The organism is Sphingobium sp. TA15 (genome assembly GCF_037101235.1).
Lineage (GTDB): Bacteria > Pseudomonadota > Alphaproteobacteria > Sphingomonadales > Sphingomonadaceae > Sphingobium > Sphingobium indicum.
In genome coordinates, this window is sequence record NZ_AP025355.1 from 2,766,734 (window position 1) to 2,785,101 (window position 18,368).

Below are 18,368 nucleotides of genomic sequence, written 5' to 3' on the forward strand. Positions count from 1 at the left end.
ATGGTCATGCAGTTTCCGAAATTGGGGTCCAGACGCGCCATCATCGACCGGCGCGCCATTTCCGACCGCATCGCCGCCCTGGCGCAGGAGCATCGGGGCGACCAGATCAAGCTGCGCGGCCTGATCGTGAAGGAATTGAAGGACGCGCTGGACGCCGGGCGGGACGATGTCGCCCGCCGCCTCAGCCAGAAGCCGACCCGCGGGCGGGAGGCGGTGACCGCCTTCGCCTTCCTGATCGACCAGATTTTGCGCCTGCTCTACGACGCGACGACGCACCATCTCTATCCGGCAGGCAACCGCAGCACTGGCGAGCGGATCGTGCTGATTGCGGTGGGCGGCTACGGCCGAGGCGAGATGGCGCCGCACAGCGACGTCGACATCGGCTTCATCACCCCGTGGAAGCCCACCGGCTGGACCGAGCAGGTGATCGAATCCATGCTCTATTCGCTGTGGGACCTGGGGCTGAAGGTCGGCCATAGCAGCCGTTCCATCGATGAGACGATGCGCATGGCGAAGGCCGACCTGACCGTGCGCACCGCCCTGCTGGAGGCGCGCTACATCTGGGGCGACAGGGCGCTGTACGAGGAAACCGCAGCCCGTTTCGACAGCGAGATCATGCAGGGCACCGCCCGCGCCTTCGTCACCGAAAAGCTGGAGGAGCGGGAGGAGCGGCACAAGCGGATGGGCGACAGCCGCTATGTGGTCGAACCCAATGTGAAGGAGGGGAAGGGCGGGCTGCGCGACCTGCACACGCTGTTCTGGATCGGCAAATATGTGAACCGGGTAAAGTCGGTCGCCGAACTGGTCGATGTCGGCCTGCTCACCGAAAGCGAACTGCGCCAGTTCCAGAAGGCGGAGGATTTCCTCTGGGCGGTGCGCTGCCACCTGCACATGATCACCGGGCGGGCGGAGGACCGGCTGACCTTCGACCTGCAACTGGAAACCGCGACCCGCATGCATTTCATCGGGCGCGCCGGGCGTTCGGGCGTCGAGCGGTTCATGCGCTATTATTTCCTGAACGCGAAGACGGTGGGCGACCTGACCGCCGTGTTCCTCGCCCATCTGGACGACCAGATGGCGGAACGCGGGCGGCGCTATATCCCCAGCTTCTTCCGCCGTCCGAAGAAGCTGGACGGCTTCGTGCTGGATCGCGGGCGGCTGGCGCTGCCCAATGACCAGTTCTTCCAGGACGATCCGGTCCGGCTGCTGGAAATCTTCGCGCTGGCGGACAAGCACGGCCTGGCCATCCACCCCAGCGCGATGCGCGCCGCCAGCCGCGACGCCAGCCTGATCACCGCGAAGATACGCCGCGATCCCCGCGCCAACGCCGCCTTCATGGAGGTGCTGACCAGCCCCCGCGACCCGGAAACGGTGCTGCGCTGGATGAACGAATCGACCGTCTTCGGCCGCTTCGTCCCCGATTTCCGCCGCGTCGTGGCGCAGATGCAGTTCGACATGTATCATCATTATACGGTGGACGAGCACACCATCCGCGCCGTCGGCCTGCTGGCGCGGATCGAGAAGGGCGAGCTGAACCAGGATCATCCGCTGGCGGCGGACCTGATGGGCAAGCTGCTGTCGCGCCGGGTGCTCTATGTCGCGGTGCTGCTGCACGATATCGCCAAGGGGCGCGGCGGCGACCACAGCATATTGGGCGCGGAAGTGGCGGACCATCTCTGCCCGCGCCTGGGCCTGACCCCGGCGGAGACGGAGACCGTGTCCTGGCTGGTGCGGCACCATCTGCTGATGTCGGCCACCGCCTTCAAGCGCGATCTGGCCGATTACAAGACGATCCTCGATTTCGTCGACGTGGTGCAGAGTCCGGAGCGGCTTCGCCTGCTGCTCTGCCTGACGGTGGTGGACATCCGCGCCGTGGGGCCGGGCGTCTGGAATAGCTGGAAACGGCAGTTGCTGGGCGATCTCTACGAGGCCGCCGAAGAGCTGCTGCGCCTCGGCCACAAGCAGAAGGGGCGCAGCGAGCGGGTCACGAACAAACAACAGGCATTGCGGCAGGCGATGGGCATGTCGGACGCGGAATTCGCGAAGCTCAGCAAGCGCCTGCCCCAAAGCTACTGGATCGCGGAGCCGGAGGACATCCTCATCCACAATGCGCAGCATATATTGGAGGCGGGCGATTCCCCCCTTTCCATCGCCGCGCAATATTATCCGCAGCGCGGCGCGACATTGGTGACGGTCTATGCCGCCGACCATCCGGGGCTGTTCTACCGGATCGCGGGCGCGATCCACCTGGCGGGCGGCAACATCATCGACGCGCGCATCCACACGACCCGCGACGGCGTCGCCATCGACAATTTCCTGGTGCAGGACCCGCTGGGCGGCGCCTTCCACAGCCCCGACCAGTTGACGCGCATCCGCAAGGCGATCGAGGATTCGCTGGCCAACCGGCACCGCATGATCACCAAGCTGGAGGCGCGCCCCCTGCCCCGCACCCGCGCAGAGGCCTTCCGCATCGAACCCAATGTGCTGATCGACAACAAGGCGTCCAACCGCTTCACCGTGATCGAGGTGAATGCGCGGGACCGCCCGGCGCTGCTGTTCAGCCTGGCCAACGCGCTGTTCCAGTCGAAGGTGACGGTCCACAGCGCCCATGTCGCCACCTATGGCGAGCGGGCGGTGGATACTTTCTACGTCACCGACCTGCTGGCCGGAAAGATCGAAAGCAAGGCGCGCCTGCAAACGCTGGAGCGGCGGCTGTTGGAAGCGGCTGGCGGTGAAGTGGCGGAACTGGAGCGGGTTTAACAGACTGCCGTCATTCCCGCGGAGGCGGGAATCCATCTCCCATAAGAAGGTGCTTGGTGGATGGTCAGGAGATGGATTCCCGCCTCCGCGGGAATGACGAACCTTTTAGATCGTGATCTTGTTTGAATGAATCGAATTGGGCTTCAAGGGCGCGAGATTTTCTGATTCAACCTGCTGGCTGGTTTGGAGGACAGCAAGGATGAGCCGAGCCTATTCGATTGATCTGAGAGAGCGCGTTGTGGCGGCGATGGCGTCTGGCCTGTCGGCGCGCGGTGCAGCGGCGCAGTTTGGGGTGAGCGTAGCCAGTGCGGTGCGCTGGTCGCAGCGTCATCGGCGGACTGGCGGGGTGGCTCCGGGCAAGCTGGGCGGACATCGCAAACCGGTGTTGCTGCCCGAGCGGGACTGGCTGCTGGCGCGCGTTGCGGCCGAGCCGGACTTGACCTTGCGCGGCTTGCTTGCCGAGTTGGTCGAGCGCGGGGTGAAGGCGAGCTACGGCGCCTTGTGGCTGTTCCTCGAACGCGAGGGATTGTCGTTCAAAAAAAAGCCTGTTCGCCAGCGAGCAGGACCGACCGCAGATCGCGCGGCGGCGAATGCAGTGGAAGAAGTATCAGGGTCGGCTTGATCCTCGTCGCCTTGTCTTCATCGATGAGACCTGGGCCAAAACCAACATGACCCGCACCCATGGCCGGTCGCGCCGTGGGGAACGGCTCTACGCCAAAGCGCCGTTCGGAAAGTGGCGCACGCTCACCTTCCTGGCCGCGCTTCGTCATGACCGGATCGACGCGCCTTGCGTGCTCGATGGCCCGATCAACGGCCAGCTCTTTACCGCCTATGTCGAGCAGTTCCTCGTTCCGACCCTCTCGGCAGGGGACATCGTCATCATGGACAATCTGGGCAGCCACAAAGGCCAGGCCGTCCGGCAAGCCATCAGAGCCGTCGGCGCCAAGCTGCTGTTCCTGCCGCCTTACAGCCCGGACCTCAATCCTATCGAACAGGTCTTCGCCAAACTCAAAACCCTGCTCCGAAAAGCTGAAATGCGCTCGGTCGAGGCAACATGGAGGCGCATCGGTTCTCTACTGGATGACTTCCCGCCAACAGAATGCGCCAACTACCTCAGAAACTCCGGATACGCTTCAATCTAAGATGATCACGCTCTAGACAATCTCCACATCGCCGGGCGCCAGCAACGGCAATAACCGCAGCATATCCGCCCGCTCCACGGCCACGCACCCCGCCGTTGGTCGACCTTCGGACAAATGAAAGAAAATCGCGCTCCCCCGCCCCGGTACCGGCGGCGCGTCATTATGCCCCAGCACCACGATCACATCATAGGCATCATCGTCCCGCAGCAGCTTTTCCGCCGAAAAGGCCCGCGGCAGATGCACCGGCCGGTTATAGGCCGGATCGGCGACATCGTCGGACCAGCCATCCCCCTCCCGCACCCAGCGCCACGGCAGGCGGATGCCCGCCGCCTCCACCTTGCCCTGCCGCAGCAGCACGCCCCGGATCGGCCAGACGCCCAGCGGCGTGCACCCGTCCCCTTCCCGCTTGTCCGCCGCCGCGCAGGAACCGCCCCGCCCGATGGTGCAGGGCATGTCCAATTCACCGAAGGATAGACGCCCCGCGCCCGCATCGACGCGGACGACACTCATAGCTGGTGCCCGGTCCGGTCCCGCTTGGTGGCGAGATAGCGTTCATTATGCGGATTGGCGGGCAGGATGATCGGCAGCCGCTCCGCCACCTTGATTCCCGCCGCTTCCAGCCCCGTCACCTTGTTGGGATTGTTGGTGAGCAGCCGCACCTCCCCCACCCCCAGCAGGTCCAGCATCCGCGCCGCCACGGAAAAATCCCGCGCATCGATGGCGAAACCCAGCCGCACATTGGCGTCGACCGTGTCGAATCCCTGATCCTGCAGGGCATAGGCGCGCAGCTTGTTGACGAGGCCGATGCCCCGCCCTTCCTGCCGCAGATAGAGCAATATGCCCCAGGTGGAATCCGCGATCTGATGCAGCGCTTCGTGCAATTGCGGCCCGCAATCGCATTTCAGCGACCCTAGCACATCCCCGGTCAGGCATTCGCTGTGCAGCCGGATCACCGGCGGCGATGAATCGCGCTGACCGACGATCAGCGCCACATGCTCGCGCGGTTCGTCGGGGCTGCGGAAGGCGACGATCTCGGCGGTTTCGCTGGCCGATACCGGCAGCCTGGCCCGCGTCGCGATATCCAGATGCACGGCGTCGTCATAGGCGTCGACATCGTCGGCGCCGACCTCCGCCTCAACCTCTCCATCCACCGTCGCGAAATAGGCAGGCAATATGCCCGCCAGCCGCGCCAGCCGCAGCGCCGCCTTGGCCGCCAGCGGCGCGGCCAGCGGCTTCGCCATGAACGGCCCCTTCAGCGGCGAGGCAAGGTCCAGGACCGGGTCGGAAATCGCCGTCGCCACATCGGCGTCGATCCACGGCGCCCGCGCCACCAGCACCGGCATGTCGGGATCGGCCGCCGCGATCTGGTTGGCGAGCTTCAACGTCTGCGCCCGCGCCGCGGAGATCAGTATGTCGGCCCGGGCGCCCGGATCGAAGGCGGCAAGCGTCACCGAGTCCGCCCCTTCCACCGCCATCAGCCGCAACGCGCCGTCGGCGGCCTGCACCCGCACGGGCCAACCCCGGCGCAGCGCATCGATGGCGCGTGCGGCGTCACGAGCGCCCATCAGAAGGCGAATTCCGTGATGATCGGCACATGGTCGGACGGCCGCGACCAGCCGCGAATCGGCTCGACGACGCGGTGGCTGACCGCCTTTTCCGCGACGTCCCGCGTCATCCACATATGGTCGAGCCGCCGTCCGCGATCCGATTCCGCCCAGTCGCGGGCGCGATAGCTCCACCAGGTGTAGAGCCGCTGCGGCGCGGGGTAGAATTTGCGGCCGATGTCGACCCAATCGTTCGATTCCTGCAAGCGCGCCAGAATCTCGCATTCGATGGGCGTATGGCTGACGACGTTCAAAAGCTGCTTGTGGCTCCACACGTCGCATTCCATCGGCGCGATGTTGAAATCGCCGGTCAGGATGGTCGGCTTGTCCTCCAGCGTGGAGGACCATTGGATCATGCGCTCCAGGAAGTCGAGCTTCTGCCCGAATTTCGGATTGACCTCCCGATCCGGCACGTCGCCGCCGGCGGGCACGTAGACATTCTCGATCCTGACCCCATTGTCCAGCCGCACGCCGACATGGCGCGCCTCCCCATTGGCCTGCCAGTCGAGCCGGTCGTCCTCCCGGATCGGAATCTTCGACAGGATCGCCACGCCATGGTGCATCGGCTGTCCGTTCAGCACCTGATGATTATAGCCCCGCTGCCGGAACAGCCCCGCCGGGAAGGTGTCGTTCACCACCTTCGTTTCCTGCAGACACAATATGTCGGGCGATTCTTCCGTCAGAAAGCGCTCGACAATGTCGAGCCGGGCACGAACGCTGTTGATATTCCACGAAGCGATGCTGAGCGTCTGAGACATGCTGATCCACTAGGAGTCTCCGCCGCCCGGCGCAAGGGCGCAAGGATGTGACCGTTTGGGCCGGGATTTGGCCCAGGGCGGAGCGAAAATAGTGGATTTCCAGAACCGGCGCGCAGCGACCTTGAAGGTCGTGAGCACCGGAAGCGCAGAAAGCCGCTATTTGCAGCCCGGCCTGGGCCAAATCCCGGCCCAAACGAAAAGGCCCCCGCTCCGGGGGCATGGAACGGGGGCCTCGATCGCGCCCTTGAAGCGCTTTGCGGCGGGAGCGGGGTTCCGGGTAACAGGGGGGAAATCCCGGTTTCGTCTCTCGCCGTGGAGTTCCTTTTAGGGTCCGGGATATGAGCCTCAGATGAACGATTCCGAAAAGTTTTCGGCCCGTCGCGCCTGTGGCCCGTTTAGCCGCCGGCCGAGCGTCCCTTGGGTCGCGGATCGGTCCAGCGGAAGGCGGAATCGGCCACCGGCACGCCATAGCGCTGGTTGCTGAGCTTCACCGCCGTCCGGTTGTTCTGCGAATCCAGCGCTACCCAGCCGTAAAGCTGAAGGCCCGCCGGGCTGCCCGCATCGCGTTTGAAGATCATGGTGATGGTGCCATATTCGGGCCGCCTGGGGTCGCGCGCCTGGACGGACAGAACGGTCGGATCGCCAGTCTGGATCACCTTGCCGAATTTCGACAGATCCTTGTTGGGATCGATCAGCGCGCCCAGCGGCGAATTGCCGATCGGCCAGCGCTGCACCTGGCGCACCTCATAATCGATCATGGTCAGCGCCTTGCCGTCGCCCACGATCAGCAAAGGCACGCCCTTCTGATATTGGAAACGGATCTTGCCCGGCTGCTTGATCGTAAGCCGGCCGGTCAGCGTCTGGCCGTTGCGGTCGGTCTGGGCGAAATCGGCGGTCATGGTGGTGACGGCGCGGATATAGGCGTTGACCCTGGACAGGTCCGACTGGCCCGCCTGCGCGGCGGCCGGCATCATCGGCGCCGCAAAGGGCGCGACGGCAAGGGTCAGGGCAGCCAGCGTCAGGCCGTGGGGCGCAAACATGCGCTTCATGCGATCATCTCCGGTTGTTCAGGATGAGGAGTGTAGGTGGCAGGGCTTGAACCCGCTGTGAACCCGATCGTTCCTGCCATGCAACGAATTGGCCGTCTGTTTTGATCATGCGCCCCAAGGATCGGCGGCAGGGCTGTGGTTCCACGCCTTCAGGCAAGGATCAGTCGGGCCTCTTCGCCGGTCTGTTGCAGGAATCCGACCGGCCCGCCGACCTCGACGCCCTTGGGCAGATCATCGGCAGTCATTCCGCACAGCGCAAGTCCGCTCTGGCAGGCGAGCAGGGTGACGCCCAATCCCAGCGCCTCTTCGATCGCCATCGCCAGCGAAGGCAGCCCCGCAGCCCGATGCGCTTCGTCGCGGGGCGCTTCCACGGGCATGCGCAGCAATCCCACCGCATCCAGTTGCAGGAACACCGCCGCGCCGCCGCCCAGCGCCGCCTGAGCCGCAGCGATCACCAATGCGCCGCGCAGCCGCTCGGCATCCGCCGTCGCGACGACGATCCTCAGCTCGCGCATAGTTCCACGGCGCAACCCCGGCAGGCGGGATCCTTCGGCACGGCCACGGTGCGAAACCGCATCGACAACAGGTCGGCGAGCAGCAGGCGCCCCACCATATCCTCGCCAAAGGGAACCAGGGCGCGGATCACCTCCAGCGCCGCCAGGCTGCCCATCACGCCCGTCAGCGCGCCGATCACGCCGGTTTCGGAACAGTTCCGCTCCGGCGCATCCTCCGGCGAGCCGACGAGGCAGCGATAGCAGGGCTTGCCCGCTTCCCAGCCGCGATAGGTCGCCAACTGCCCCTCGAACGGCCCGACAGCCGCCGAGACGAGCGGAATCCGGAGCTTCTGCGTGCAATCGGCCACCGCCAGCCGGGTGGCGAAACTGTCGCAGCCGTCCAGCACGACATCGGCATCCCGCAGCATCAGCACGGCATTGCCTGCATCGATGCGGGCGTTGATCGGGATCAGCTTCACGTCGGGATTGAGCCGCGCAACCGCCGCCATCGCGCTTTCGGCCTTCGCCGCGCCGATTTCGGCGGTGCCGAACAGAACCTGCCGCTGGAGATTGGAGAGGGCGACCGCATCGTCGTCTATCACCCGGATCGTGCCGACGCCCGCCGCCGCAAGATAGAGGATGGCCGGGCTGCCGATCCCGCCCGCGCCGATGATCGCCACATCGGCCGACAGCAGCCGCGCCTGCCCCGCGCCGCCGATCTCCTTGAGCACGATATGCCGGGCATAGCGCTCAAGCTGATCGTCCGTGAGGGGCTGGGGCGTCATCGGGCGCGCACCCCCGTCGACCCGAAGCCGCCAGCGCCCCTGACCGTCTCGTCCAGTTCCTCGACTTCGGCGAAGCGCGCCGCCTGCACCGGCGCGGCGACCAGTTGCGCGATCCGGTCGCCCCGCGCGATCACGAAGGGTTCCTCGCCCAGATTGATCAATATGACCTTCAACTCGCCCCGATAGTCCGCGTCGATCGTGCCGGGCGTGTTGGGCAGGCTGATCCCATGTTTCAGCGCCAGGCCGGAGCGCGGCCGCACCTGCACCTCATAGCCTTCCGGGATGGCCATGGCGAAACCCGTCGCCACCGCATGCCGGCCGCCCGGCGCCAGGATGACGTCCTCCGCCGATACGACGTCCATCCCCGCCGCATGCGCCGTGGCATAGGCCGGCGCCGGCAGGCCCCGGCCATGGGGCAAGCGCTTCAGGCGGATTTCAATGGGCGGAAGCGGAGAGGACATGGGCGACCTTTTCTATCAGGCGGGTGGCGACGGCATCCTTGGGCAGATGGTCCCAGCTTTCGACGCCGTCCTTCGAAACGATGTGCACGCTGTTGGAATCGCCGCCCATCACGCTTGAGCCGGGTGGGCCGGACACGTCATTGGCGACGATCCAGTCGGCCCCCTTGCGCGCCAGCTTCGCCCGCGCATGTTCGGCGATCTTCTGCGTTTCCGCGGCAAAGCCGACCAGCAGGCCGGGACGCTTCGCATGCCTGCCCAGAGTGGCGAGAATATCGGGATTTTCCACCAGGGCGAGGGGCGCCGGCTTCCCCGATCCATCCTTTTTCAGCTTCTGATCAGCCGCATCGGCCGCGCGCCAGTCGGCCACCGCCGCCACCATGATCGCGGCATCGGCGGGCAAGGCCTGCTCCACGGCGGCCAGCATCTCCCGCGCCGTCTCCACATCCACGCGGGTAACGCCAGGCGGCGTGGGCAGATGCACAGGCCCCGCCACCAAGGTCACCCGCGCCCCGGCCCGCGCCGCCGCCGCCGCGATGGCGAAGCCCTGCTTGCCGGAGGATCGGTTGGCGATGTAGCGGACCGGGTCGATCGGCTCATGCGTCGGCCCGGCCGTCACCAGCACATGCCGTCCCGCGAGCGGCGCATCGGCCGCCTCGAAATCCGGCTGCCCGGCAAGCGGATCGGCGGCGGGCGGCCGGGCGAGCAGCCGCGCCACTTCCGCCGCGATCGCCTCCGGATCGGGCAGGCGGCCCTTGCCGAATTCGCCGCAGGCCATCTCCCCGTTGTCCGGCTCCATCACATGCACGCCGTCGGCCTTGAGCTGCGCGACGTTCCGCCGGGTCGCGGCATGATGCCACATGCGCACGTTCATGGCGGGAACGGCGAGCACCGGCTTGTCGGTCGCCAGCAGCAGCGTCGTCGCCAGATCGTCGGCAATGCCGCCCGCCATCCTGGCCAGGATATTCGCCGTCGCGGGCGCGACCACCACCAGGTCGGCCTGCCGCGAAAGCTGGATATGGCCGATCTCGCGTTCTTCCTTGAGGTCGAACATGTCGCCATAGACATGATCCTCCGTCAGCACGCCCAGCGACAGCGGCGTCACGAATTTCTGCGCGCTTTCCGTCAGCACCGCCCGCACCGCGATGCCGCGCTTGCGCAGCAGCCGCACCAGTTCCAGCGACTTGTAGGCGGCGATGCCGCCCGAAACGATGAGAAGGATGCGCTTGGTCATGACAGGCCCATCATTTGGGCAAGCGGCGGCGCCTTGTCCAGCCATTCCCATCGTCCCGACAAGCAATATGGCCAGAGGCCGGGCCGGAACCGATCCGCCCCTTCATGCGATTATTCCATGAGAGCGGCGCAACCGTATCGAAGGGGCATGCATGGCAAGAAGCCGGACAGCACCGGGCCAGATCGACCTCGTCACCCGCTATCGCGAGGTCCGGGGATTGAGCGAAGCGCTCGCCGCGCCGCTGTCGGACGCGGATGCGACGGTCCAGTCCATGCCCGACGCGTCCCCCGCCAAATGGCACCTGGCGCATGTGAGCTGGTTCTTCGAATGCTTCGTCCTGCGCGACCATGTGCCGGGCTACGCGCCCTTCGATCCGCATTACGCCTATCTGTTCAACAGCTATTATGAGGCCGAAGGCCCACGCCACGCCCGGCCGATGCGGGGCATGCTCACCCGCCCGACGCTGGAGGAAATCCGCGCCTATCGCGCCCATGTCGACAGGGCGCTGGCCGCCGCCCTGCCGATGCTGATGCCCGATGCGCAAGCGCTGGTGCTGCTGGGCCTCCACCATGAGCAGCAGCATCAGGAACTGATGCTCACCGACGTGCAGCATCTGCTGTCGCTGAACCCGCTGGAACCCGCGCTCTACGACGCGCCCAACGCACTGCCCGCGCCGCTGCCGGGCCCCCTCCACTGGATCGAGGGTCGGCAGGGATTGGTCGAGATCGGCGATGACGGCAAAAGCGACTTCGCCTTCGATTGCGAGACGCCCCGCCACAAGACGGTGCTGCACCCCCATGCCCTGGCGCACCGGCCGATAACCAATGGCGAGTGGATCGCCTTCATCGAGGATGGCGGCTATGCCGACGCCGCCCTTTGGCTGTCGGACGGCTGGGCCTGGGTGCAGGCCGAACGGATAGAGGCGCCGCTTTACTGGCGGCGGGGCGATCAGGGCTGGACGCGCTTCGGCCTGGACGGGCGCAAGCCGGTCAATCCCGCCGCGCCGGTCAGCCATGTCAGCCTCTATGAGGCGGACGCCTATGCCCGATGGGCGGGCGCGCGCCTGCCGACCGAGGCGGAATGGGAAAGCGCCGCCCTGAACGTCGCGCCGACCAGCGGCAACCAGTTGGACGGCTCTGCCTGCCCCCGCCCCCGCGCCGCGGACGGAGGCTCCGCGCTGACGCAGATGTACGGCGACGTGTGGGAATGGACGGGCAGCGCCTATCGCCCCCATCCCGGTTTCCGCGCCGCCGAAGGCGCGGTGGGCGAATATAACGGCAAGTTCATGTCCGGGCAGTTCGTGCTAAAGGGCGGCAGTTGCGCCACGCCGCGCGGCCATATGCGGCCCAGCTACCGCAATTTCTTCTACCCCCATCAACGCTGGCAGTTCACCGGGCTGCGGCTGGCGAAGGATCTGTGACGCGATGCTGCTGACCGAGGATGTCCCGCCGGCCCTGCGCGCCCCCGATCCGGCCTTCCGCCGCGACATCGTCGAAGGCTTGTCCCGCGAGCCCAAGGCGACGCCGCCCATCTGGTTCTACGACCGGCGGGGATCGGAACTGTTCGAGGCAATCACCGACCTGCCGGAATATTATCCGACGCGCACGGAAACCGCCCTGCTGGAGCGGCATGGCGCGGATTTCGCCGCCGCCGTCGGCGCCGGTCGGGCCGTGGTGGAATTCGGCGCGGGCAGTTCGCGCAAGACACCGCATCTGCTGCGCGCCATCGATCCGGCCGCCTATGTGCCGATCGACATCAGCGGCGACTTCCTCCACGCGTCGAGCGCGGAACTGGCGTCGGCCTTTCCGGGCCTGCCCATCCTGCCGGTGGTGGGCGACTTCAACGGCGAACTGGCCTTGCCGGCGGCGATCGACGGGCTGCCGCGCCTGGGCTTCTTCCCCGGATCGACCATCGGCAATATGGAGCCGGATGCGGCGGTCGACCTGCTGCGGGCGATGCGGCGGCTGCTGGGCGGGGACGCGATGCTGCTGATCGGCATGGACCGGATCAAGGACCGCGACCGGCTGGTCGCCGCCTATGACGATGCGGCCGGGGTGACGGCCGCGTTCAACCTCAACCTGATCGCGCGCATCAATCGGGAGCTGGCGGGCGACCTGCCGCTGGACGGCTTCGTCCATCGCGCCATCTGGAACGACGACAAGGCGCGCATCGAAATGCATCTGGAGGCGGTGCGGCCGCTCCATTTCCACGTCGCCGGCCAATGCTTCCGCATGGAGCAGGGGGAGACCATCCATACCGAGAGCAGCCATAAATATGGCGCCCGCGACGAAAGGCTGCTGCTGCGCGCCGGCGGGTGGGAGCCGCTGCGTGAATGGAGCGACGCGGAAGGGCTGTTCTCGCTGATCCTCGCGGGCGCTTAGAGCATCCAGCAATAACTAGGAACCGTTCACTGAACCCTTCGGCAGGCGCAGGACAGGCTTGTCGAAGCGGCGCATGAATGACCGATCCTGGCGCAGGTGCTTCGATACGGGCCTTCGACTTCGCTCAGCCCCTGCTCAGCACGAACGGCGTGCATTTGATTGAACGCAGGATGCTTTGGGCGAACTGCAAGCGATCGAAACCCGCTCTCATGTCGAGAGAACAAAGCTGTTCCTGCGAAGGCAGGAACCCAGTTCCGCCGTCCGATCTGGGTTCCTGCCTTCGCAGGAACACGGGGTGCGCGTTGGGCGGGAAAGCCTCCGGCGGCTCAGTCGGTCACCCTCGCGGACCAGGTGGTGATCCAGTGCCATGCGCCGCGGCATTCCCCCATCGCGCTCGCCTCGACCAGGCGGAAGCGCGCGCCGTCCCAGACATAGGCCTCGCTGCCGCCGCAATCGCCGATGCCGCGTCCCTTGGCATAGCTTTGCAGGGTGGCCGTTTCCGGCGCCCAGTCCGCATTGACCAGCATCGGATGGCCTGCCTCCTCGCTCCAGCCCGGCTGATAGTCGAAGCCCGCGAAGCGGAAGACGCGTCGGCCAGGAATGCCGGTCGCGATCACGGGGACGGAGGTGTAGTTATAGGCCCCCGCACCGCAGGGCACCAGGACCAGCGTCTCCGTCTTCGACAATCGGTGCAGTTCGGGAGGAGAGGACGCGGACCTCATCTCATCCGCGCAACCCGTGAAGGTGCCTAGCGCCGTCAGTTCCTCTCGCCAGAGCGCGGGCGGCTGAGCGCCCGCGGGCACGGCGGCCCGCCGGATCGTGGGGAGTGGGGGCGCAGGACGCACGGCGCCGCGCGCAAGCAGGCCCGTCGCGACAAGGGCCGCCACCGTGCCCGCCCTGCCCTGCTTCGCGTCCATATAGCGCAGCGCGGCAGCCGAGCCGGCCAGGGACGGCCGGTCGATGCGCCTGCCGCCGGCGCGGATCTCCATGCCGCCGCCCTTCGCCATGGCGATCGCCAGCGCGGACGCCTGCGGGCCTTGGACGCTTGCCTCGCCATTCACGCTCGTCACGCTGGCGATCTTGCGGCCGTCCACCAGGAAATCCAGCGTTTCCCGGCCCTTGGCTGCGCGGCTGACCCAGATTTCGGGATCGGCGTCCGCCCCCGCTTCCCGCACGATGCCCAGCATCACCGGCGCATCGGGCCAGTTGCCGCCTTCGGGCAGCAGCGACACGGCCTCGCATCGATTGCGATTGTCGCAGCCGATGGTCCAGTCCTTGTAGCTTTCCAGCTTGCCCGGCTTCGGCGCCTGCGCCGCGGCCGGCGCCGCCCACAGGACCAAGACCGCCAGCCCGAATATGCGTATCGCCCCCATGCGTTAACCATAACCGATCTTGCAGGCTGCGGGTAGAACTTTCGTTATAGTGTCGGAACGATCAGCGCAGGCTGAGCATCAGGCCCGCCAGCGCCGCGCTCATGAGGTTGGCAAGGCTGCCCGCGACCAGCGCCTTCAGGCCCAACCGGGCGATCACGGGCCGCTGGTTGGGCGCAAGATTGCCGGTGACCGCCATCTGGATCGCGATGGAGCTGAAATTGGCGAAGCCGCACAGCGCGAAGGTGACGATGGCGACGGTCGCCGGCGACAGCGCGCCCTGCACCTGGCCGAGATTGATATAGGCGACGAATTCGTTGAGCACGACCTTGGTCCCGAACAGGCCGCCCGCCACCTGCGCCTCCGTCCAGGGAATGTTGAGCAGAACCATGAGCGGGGAAAAGGCATGGCCGAGCAGTTGCTGGAAGCTGAGGTCGGGATAGCCGAACCAGCCGCCGATGCCGCCGAGTATGCCGTTGGCCAGCGCCACCAGCGCGACGAAGGCCAGCACCATGGCGCCGACCGCGACGGCCAGCTTCACGCCGGTCTGCGCGCCCTGCGCGGCCGCCATGATGAGGTTGGCGGGCTTTTCCTCGTCATGGGTGGCGGGGGGCATCGGCTCGCCGGGGGTTCCGCCCGGCAGCAGAGCGGCAGGCCCGGTGTCGCCGATCCGGCTTTCGGGCAGGGCGATGTCGGGATGATCGCCCAGGGGAAGTTCGGGTTCGCGCTCCGGCTCGTCGGGCATCATGATCTTCGCCATCAGCAGGCCGCCGGGCGCGGACATGAAGCTCGCCGCCAGCAGATAGTCGATCTTGATCCCCATGGAGGCATAGGCGGCCAGGATCGTGCCCGCGACGCCCGCCATGCCGCTGGTCATCACGGCGAAAAGCTGCGGCGGGGTCAGGCCCGCCAGATAGGGGCGGATGACGAGCGGACTCTCGCTCTGCCCCACGAAGATGTTGGCGGCGGCGCACAGGCTTTCGACCTTGGACACCCCCGTCACCTTCTCGATCGCGCCGCCGACCCAGCGCACCACTTGCTGCATGATGCCCAGATGGTAGAGGATAGACACCAGGCTGGCGAAGAAGATGATCACCGGCAGCGCCGCGATGGCGAAGCTGGCGCCGCCGATCTCCGGCCTGGCGAGCGGACCGAAGATGAAGTCCGTCCCTGCCTGCGCATAGCCGAGCAGGTTCGACACGCCATGCGACATGCCCGCGATCACGGCGCGTCCGGCCGGCACGTAGAGCACCAGCAGCGCGATGCCCGCCTGCAACAGGAACGCCGCGCCGACGACGCGAAGGCGGATGGCGCGGCGGTCGGAGGAAAGGATGAAGGCAATGGAAAGGATCAGCGCGATACCGGCTAGGCCAATGAGAAGATGCATGAACAGCTTTCGCGGGAAGAACGAACGGCGCGACCATAAAGAGCGCGCATGATGGAGGCCAGCAGCTTTACGCCAATAGCTTTACGCCGGTAAATTTACGATTTTGCAAATGGATTCGGGTCGAGATGCCTGGGCGTTTGCTGCTCTTATCTCGTCGTCATGCTGGACTTGTTTCAGCATCCATTCTCCCCAGGAACCAAGGCTCGATCTGGAGAAATGCACCCTGAAACAGGCTCAGGGTGACGATCATGCAAGGGTAGCTAGCGTGTGTGTGTGGATTCAGTTCAGGGCGCGGCGAAAATAGTGGATTCGAGAACTGGCGCGCAGCGTACTTCAGTGAGCACCGGAAGCGCAGAAAGCCGCTATTTGCAGCCCGCCATGGGCTGAATCCACACACACGCTAAAGCGGATTGCCGTTTTCGTCCCGCAGCACTTCGCGGCGGCCGACATGGTTGGGCGGTCCCACCAGCCCCTGCTCCTCCATCTGCTCGATCAGGCGGGCGGCGCTGTTATAGCCGACGCGCAATTGCCGCTGGAGCCAACTGGTCGACGCCTTCTGATTTTCGAACACCAACTGGCAGGCCTTGCGGAAAAGCTGCGCGTCCGGGCTGTCGTCGCCCAGATCCACCCCGTCGAGCGCGAAGCTGCCTTCCTCCGGCTCCTCCGTGACGGCGGCGATATAGTCGGGCTGGCCCTGCGCGCGCCAATGATCCGCCACCACGCGCACCTCGTCGTCCGACACGAAGGGACCGTGGACGCGCATCAGCCCCTTGCCGCCATGCATGTAGAGCATGTCGCCCTTGCCCAGCAGTTGTTCGGCGCCCTGCTCCCCCAATATGGTGCGACTGTCGATCTTCGACGTCACGAAGAAGCTGATGCGGGTCGGCAGGTTCGCCTTGATCACGCCGGTGATGACGTCGACCGATGGCCGCTGCGTCGCCAGGATCAGGTGGATGCCCGCCGCGCGCGCCTTCTGCGCCAGCCGCTGGATCAGGAATTCGACTTCCTTGCCCGCCGTCATCATCAGGTCGGCGAGTTCGTCCACCACCACCACGATCTGGGGCAGCGGCTGGAAATCCAACTGCTCCTCCTCATAGATCGGCTTGCCGGTCTCGGGATCGTACCCGGTCTGCACCCGGCGGCCGAGCGGCTTGCCCTTGGCCTTCGCGGCGCGGACCTTCTCATTGTAATTGGCGAGGTTGCGGACGGAAATCGACGCCATCATGCGATAGCGATCCTCCATCTGCTCCACCGCCCATTTGAGCGCCCGGATCGCCTTGGCAGGCTCCGTCACCACCGGCGACAGCAGATGCGGAATATCGTCATAGGTCGACAGTTCCAGCATCTTGGGATCGATCATGATCAGCCGCAACTGGTCCGGCGTCATGCGGTAGAGCAGCGACAGGATCATCGCGTTCAGCCCGACCGACTTGCCCGAACCCGTCGTGCCCGCGATCAGCAGATGCGGCATCGGCGCCAGGTCGGCGATGATCGGCTCGCCGGAGATATTCTTGCCCAGGATGATCGGCAGCGTCGCCTCCGCCCCGAACTGCTCGCTGGTGATGAGTTCGCGGAAGGACACGCCCTCCCGGTTCGCGTTGGGCAGTTCGATGCCGATCACCGTGCGCCCCGGAATCGTCGCCACGCGGGCCGAAAGCGCCGACATGTTGCGGGCGATGTCGTCGGCCAGCGCGATCACCCGGCTCGCCTTGATGCCGGGCGCAGGCTCCAGTTCATACATGGTGACGACCGGGCCGGGCCGGACCTCGACGATATTGCCCTTCACATGGAAGTCGTCGAGCACGGATTCCAGCAGGCGCGCATTGCGCTCCAGCGCGGCCTTGTCGATCTTCTGCCCCTGGCTCGCGGGGATCGGGTTCAGCAGGTCGGGCGAGGGCAGGGAGCTGTGGCCGAACAGATCGTCCTGCGACACCGGCGCCATGGGGCGCTGCGCCGGCGCGGGCTTGGGCGTCTGGATGTTGATCGGCGGCTTGGGTTCGTTGGAAACGGTCTTGCGCGGCGTCGCTACGCGCTCGAAAACATCGTCCTCTTCATCGGCGTCGACAGCCGGCGCGGGACCGGCCAGAGCGAATGTCGGCTTCGGCAAGCTGAGGCGCGGCAGGGAAGGCCTGCGCAAGGCGATGATCGGCTTTTCCAGCGCCAGGCTGCGATACCACAGGACAGCGCCCGCGATCAGCGTCAGCACGATCAGGACGCCGGTGATCCATCCCTGCGCGGCGGGCATCTGCGCGGTCAGGCTGGCCACGCCCCGCGCCGTCACCAGCGCGATGATGCCGCCCCACCCGGCGGGAAGGCCGACCAGCGGATTGGTCTGGAACAGAGCCAGCGCGATGCCGATCAGCGCGATGCCCGCGAAGCATTTGCCGAACTGCCCCTTCCACCCGCTCATGTCCTGGTCGCCCCAGAGGCGCCGGGCGGTGATCGCCATCAGCGGCAGCACCAGCGCCACCGGCACGCCCAGCAGCCAGAGCAGGAAATCCGCCACCCATGCGCCGGGCGCCTGCATGATATTCTGCACATGGTCGCCCGCGACCGTGTTCATCGACGGGTCGCTCGGCTGATAGCTGAGCAGCGCCAGCGCCAGGAACAGGGTCGCCAGCAACAGCGCGATCGATCCGATCAGCGCGCCGCTGCGGATCAGGCTGCGTTTCAGCATTTCGCGCCATTCCGGCGTGCGCTTGGCTCCGCGGCTGACAGCCATGGCCTCCATGTCCCCCAAATGTTCCGTCCGGGGACAATGCGCCGAGCGGGGAGTCCCCGTCAAGAGTCCGACCCCTCGGCTCGTCTCGCTGACTCCGTAACAATCCGTATGTCGGCGGGCGGCGGGTCAGCGCAAAAGTCCGGCGAAAGGAGACTTCGCCATGATCGCCGCCCTCTACCCCGCCCTTGTCGTCGTCGCGCTGGGGGCCTTCACCGCCGTCCTGC

The 18,368-nt window shown here is 66.3% G+C and carries 15 protein-coding genes; 4 read left to right on the forward strand and 11 right to left on the reverse strand.

Going from position 1 to position 18,368, the window contains the following annotated elements:
• Both Sj15T_RS13695 and Sj15T_RS13700 read left to right on the forward strand, forming a co-directional pair.
• Positions 1–2,760: a [protein-PII] uridylyltransferase gene (locus tag Sj15T_RS13695; RefSeq protein WP_013041534.1), complete on the forward strand. Its 2,760-nt coding sequence runs from the start codon at positions 1–3 to the stop codon at positions 2,758–2,760.
• Positions 2,761–2,959: 199 nt separating this feature from the next.
• Positions 2,960–3,902 (forward strand): IS630 family transposase gene (locus tag Sj15T_RS13700; protein ID WP_148225516.1). Its coding sequence is split into 2 segments (ribosomal slippage): positions 2,960–3,295 and positions 3,297–3,902, totalling 942 coding nucleotides; the frame shifts between segments, so codons are not numbered across the junction.
• A gap of 12 nt (positions 3,903–3,914) precedes the next feature.
• On the opposite strand, the gene Sj15T_RS13705 is transcribed toward Sj15T_RS13700, so the two are convergent.
• The 8 genes from Sj15T_RS13705 to coaBC all read right to left on the reverse strand — a co-directional run bounded on the left by Sj15T_RS13705 (position 3,915) and on the right by coaBC (position 10,284).
• Complete coding sequence (locus Sj15T_RS13705) at positions 3,915–4,412, reverse strand: L,D-transpeptidase family protein (protein WP_013041535.1); 498 nt, start codon at positions 4,410–4,412, stop codon at positions 3,915–3,917.
• Positions 4,409–5,467, reverse strand: coding sequence for a GTP cyclohydrolase II (gene ribA, locus Sj15T_RS13710; protein WP_013041536.1), 1,059 nt, complete (start codon positions 5,465–5,467; stop codon positions 4,409–4,411). Before ribA ends, Sj15T_RS13705 begins: the two co-directional genes overlap by 4 nt.
• On the reverse strand, positions 5,467–6,264 hold the full coding sequence (gene xth, locus Sj15T_RS13715; protein WP_007689405.1) for an exodeoxyribonuclease III: 798 nt from the start codon (positions 6,262–6,264) through the stop codon (positions 5,467–5,469). The genes ribA and xth overlap by 1 nt, the downstream gene beginning before the upstream one ends.
• A gap of 395 nt (positions 6,265–6,659) precedes the next feature.
• Entirely contained in the window at positions 6,660–7,313 is a 654-nt protein-coding gene (locus Sj15T_RS13720; protein WP_013041538.1) for an outer membrane lipoprotein carrier protein LolA, read from the reverse strand.
• A 149-nt stretch (positions 7,314–7,462) separates the two neighbouring features.
• On the reverse strand, positions 7,463–7,828 hold the full coding sequence (locus Sj15T_RS13725; protein WP_013041539.1) for a DsrE family protein: 366 nt from the start codon (positions 7,826–7,828) through the stop codon (positions 7,463–7,465).
• Complete coding sequence (locus tag Sj15T_RS13730) at positions 7,816–8,592, reverse strand: HesA/MoeB/ThiF family protein (protein WP_013041540.1); 777 nt, start codon at positions 8,590–8,592, stop codon at positions 7,816–7,818. Before Sj15T_RS13730 ends, Sj15T_RS13725 begins: the two co-directional genes overlap by 13 nt.
• Complete coding sequence (gene dut, locus Sj15T_RS13735) at positions 8,589–9,053, reverse strand: dUTP diphosphatase (protein ID WP_013041541.1); 465 nt, start codon at positions 9,051–9,053, stop codon at positions 8,589–8,591. Before dut ends, Sj15T_RS13730 begins: the two co-directional genes overlap by 4 nt.
• A complete protein-coding gene (coaBC, locus tag Sj15T_RS13740) occupies positions 9,028–10,284 on the reverse strand; it encodes a bifunctional phosphopantothenoylcysteine decarboxylase/phosphopantothenate--cysteine ligase CoaBC (protein ID WP_013041542.1) in 1,257 nt (418 codons plus the stop codon). The genes dut and coaBC overlap by 26 nt, the downstream gene beginning before the upstream one ends.
• A gap of 151 nt (positions 10,285–10,435) precedes the next feature.
• On the opposite strand from coaBC, the gene egtB reads away from it, so the two are divergent.
• Together egtB and egtD are read left to right on the forward strand one after the other, a co-directional pair.
• The gene (egtB, locus tag Sj15T_RS13745) at positions 10,436–11,704 is read left to right on the forward strand and encodes an ergothioneine biosynthesis protein EgtB (RefSeq protein ID WP_013041543.1); all 1,269 of its coding nucleotides are present in this window, start codon (positions 10,436–10,438) and stop codon (positions 11,702–11,704) included.
• A 4-nt stretch (positions 11,705–11,708) separates the two neighbouring features.
• The gene (egtD, locus tag Sj15T_RS13750; protein WP_013041544.1) at positions 11,709–12,665 is read left to right on the forward strand and encodes an L-histidine N(alpha)-methyltransferase; all 957 of its coding nucleotides are present in this window, start codon (positions 11,709–11,711) and stop codon (positions 12,663–12,665) included.
• Positions 12,666–12,991: 326 nt separating this feature from the next.
• On the opposite strand, the gene Sj15T_RS13755 is transcribed toward egtD, so the two are convergent.
• From Sj15T_RS13755 to Sj15T_RS13765, 3 genes are all read right to left on the reverse strand, one after another.
• Complete coding sequence (locus Sj15T_RS13755) at positions 12,992–14,038, reverse strand: DUF1176 domain-containing protein (RefSeq protein ID WP_013041546.1); 1,047 nt, start codon at positions 14,036–14,038, stop codon at positions 12,992–12,994.
• 61 nt (positions 14,039–14,099) lie between these two features.
• Positions 14,100–15,422: a NupC/NupG family nucleoside CNT transporter gene (locus Sj15T_RS13760; protein WP_013041547.1), complete on the reverse strand. Its 1,323-nt coding sequence runs from the start codon at positions 15,420–15,422 to the stop codon at positions 14,100–14,102.
• 400 nt (positions 15,423–15,822) lie between these two features.
• Complete coding sequence (locus Sj15T_RS13765) at positions 15,823–18,144, reverse strand: DNA translocase FtsK 4TM domain-containing protein (protein WP_041386662.1); 2,322 nt, start codon at positions 18,142–18,144, stop codon at positions 15,823–15,825.
• Between the last annotated feature and the right edge of the window lie 224 nt (positions 18,145–18,368).

What these genes read in the sequence shown, in the direction of transcription:
- Sj15T_RS13720 (WP_013041538.1), bottom strand. Translation starts at nt 7,313, where the DNA reads ATGAAGCGCATGTTTGCGCCCCACGGCCTGACGCTGGCTGCCCTGACC.
- Sj15T_RS13765 (WP_041386662.1), bottom strand. Translation starts at nt 18,144, where the DNA reads ATGGCTGTCAGCCGCGGAGCCAAGCGCACGCCGGAATGGCGCGAAATG.
- xth (WP_007689405.1), bottom strand. Translation starts at nt 6,264, where the DNA reads ATGTCTCAGACGCTCAGCATCGCTTCGTGGAATATCAACAGCGTTCGT.
- Sj15T_RS13730 (WP_013041540.1), bottom strand. Translation starts at nt 8,592, where the DNA reads ATGACGCCCCAGCCCCTCACGGACGATCAGCTTGAGCGCTATGCCCGG.
- Sj15T_RS13755 (WP_013041546.1), bottom strand. Translation starts at nt 14,038, where the DNA reads ATGGGGGCGATACGCATATTCGGGCTGGCGGTCTTGGTCCTGTGGGCG.
- egtD (WP_013041544.1), top strand. Translation starts at nt 11,709, where the DNA reads ATGCTGCTGACCGAGGATGTCCCGCCGGCCCTGCGCGCCCCCGATCCG.
- Sj15T_RS13760 (WP_013041547.1), bottom strand. Translation starts at nt 15,422, where the DNA reads ATGCATCTTCTCATTGGCCTAGCCGGTATCGCGCTGATCCTTTCCATT.
- Sj15T_RS13705 (WP_013041535.1), bottom strand. Translation starts at nt 4,412, where the DNA reads ATGAGTGTCGTCCGCGTCGATGCGGGCGCGGGGCGTCTATCCTTCGGT.
- ribA (WP_013041536.1), bottom strand. Translation starts at nt 5,467, where the DNA reads ATGGGCGCTCGTGACGCCGCACGCGCCATCGATGCGCTGCGCCGGGGT.
- dut (WP_013041541.1), bottom strand. Translation starts at nt 9,053, where the DNA reads ATGTCCTCTCCGCTTCCGCCCATTGAAATCCGCCTGAAGCGCTTGCCC.
- Sj15T_RS13725 (WP_013041539.1), bottom strand. Translation starts at nt 7,828, where the DNA reads ATGCGCGAGCTGAGGATCGTCGTCGCGACGGCGGATGCCGAGCGGCTG.
- egtB (WP_013041543.1), top strand. Translation starts at nt 10,436, where the DNA reads ATGGCAAGAAGCCGGACAGCACCGGGCCAGATCGACCTCGTCACCCGC.
- Sj15T_RS13695 (WP_013041534.1), top strand. Translation starts at nt 1, where the DNA reads ATGGTCATGCAGTTTCCGAAATTGGGGTCCAGACGCGCCATCATCGAC.
- coaBC (WP_013041542.1), bottom strand. Translation starts at nt 10,284, where the DNA reads ATGACCAAGCGCATCCTTCTCATCGTTTCGGGCGGCATCGCCGCCTAC.